This window comes from Streptococcus oralis, from assembly GCF_001578945.1.
GTDB classification, from domain to species: domain Bacteria; phylum Bacillota; class Bacilli; order Lactobacillales; family Streptococcaceae; genus Streptococcus; species Streptococcus oralis_Q.
In genome coordinates, this window is record NZ_KQ969551.1 from 401,705 (window position 1) to 403,098 (window position 1,394).

Here is a 1,394-nt window from a genome sequence, read left to right on the forward strand (position 1 = left end):
CCCAGCATGACCATTGGCTTGACCAGCAGGAACCGTCAAGCAAGCATTGAGAAGTAAGACTCCTTGCTCAGCCCAAGCCGTCAAATCATGTGATTTCTTAACCCCGATGTCATCTGACAATTCTTTTAAAATGTTTTGCAAGGACGGCGGAGCTGGGATAGAGTCAGGTACAGAAAAACTCAAGCCCTGAGCTTGACTTGGCCCGTGATAGGGATCCTGCCCTAGAATCACCACCTTAACTTCTTCCAGAGGAGTAGTCAAGAGAGTCTGAAAAACTTTTTCCTTAGGTGGATAAACAGTTCTCTGAGCATAGACCTGTTCCATAAATTGATTGATTTTCCCGAAATAACCTTCAGGTAATTGCTCCTTAATCAAAGCATGCCAAGATGAGTGTTCCATAGCCAACTCCTTCCTTTTTACTGCCTCTATTATAGCAAAAAGTGGCTATCTAAACCACTTTTTACAGTTTATCTAAACAATCCAGCAAGTCTTGGTAAGAATGGACTTCATAGGTCGGCTGGGCTTGTGTGTGATTTTCAAGGCGATGAGGGTTGTACCAAACCGTGTCAATTCCAGCATTATTGCCGCCTTGAATGTCAGCGGTTAGAGAATCTCCAATCATCAGCGTCTTTTCTTTGCTAAATCCTGCAATCTGCTGACCGATTTTTTCATAGAATAGTGCATCAGGTTTTTGTGTTTGTAACTGCTCGGAGATAAAAACTTGATTGAAATAAGGTGCCAGACCAGATTGAGCCAGACGACCCGTCTGAATGGCAGTAATGCCATTTGTCGCAGCATACAAGTCATAATCTCGTTCGATGAGGCTGTCCAAGAGTCCATGAGCACCTGAAAAAGTTTGTCCCTGTTGGGCTAAGTAAAATTGGTAACGCTGAGCTAGAAAACTACCATCTTTCTCCAGTCCAAAGTGAGCAAATAAACGAAAAAAGCGCGTGTTGACCAGCTCTTGTTTACTAATTTTCTTTTGCTCCAAGTCCTTCCAGAGAGCCTTGTTCATAGGAACGTAATAGTCTTTATAGGCTTGAATATCCGAAACTTCTTCTTCTTTTAGAAGTTGCGTCAAAGCCACATCCTCAGCAGCATCAAAATCAAGCAAGGTGTGGTCGAGGTCGAAGAGTAGAAATTTGTAGGACATTGAGTTTCCTTTCTAAGTGAAAACAAGTTACTTGTATTTATTAGGGAAATATTCTTTTCCTAACTGCCATAAATACTGATCAATCTCTTTAAGATTAAATTCTTCTAATCCGTAGTATTCTCTAAAAGCAATAATTATATTTTTAAATTTTTGATAATCTCTTAGGTCTGAATTTTTAAATTTAGAAAATTTATCTGTTTTTCTAAAGTATTTCAATACCTTTTCTACATAGCTATCATAA

2 protein-coding genes and 1 pseudogene are annotated in these 1,394 nt (G+C 39.6%); all 3 read right to left on the reverse strand.

Annotated elements, in window-relative coordinates; translation table 11 throughout:
• A partial coding sequence (locus tag SORDD16_RS04625) for a uracil-DNA glycosylase (RefSeq protein ID WP_081215135.1) occupies nt 1–399 on the reverse strand: 399 nt, incomplete at its 3' end.
• 61 nt (nt 400–460) lie between these two features.
• Nucleotides 461–1,153 carry a pyrimidine 5'-nucleotidase PynA gene (locus tag SORDD16_RS04630; protein WP_061452546.1) on the reverse strand — a complete coding sequence of 231 codons (693 nt, stop codon included), beginning with the start codon at nt 1,151–1,153 and terminating at the stop codon, nt 461–463.
• Nucleotides 1,154–1,180: 27 nt separating this feature from the next.
• Nucleotides 1,181–1,394 (reverse strand): annotated as a pseudogene (locus SORDD16_RS04635) (hypothetical protein); the annotation flags it as partial.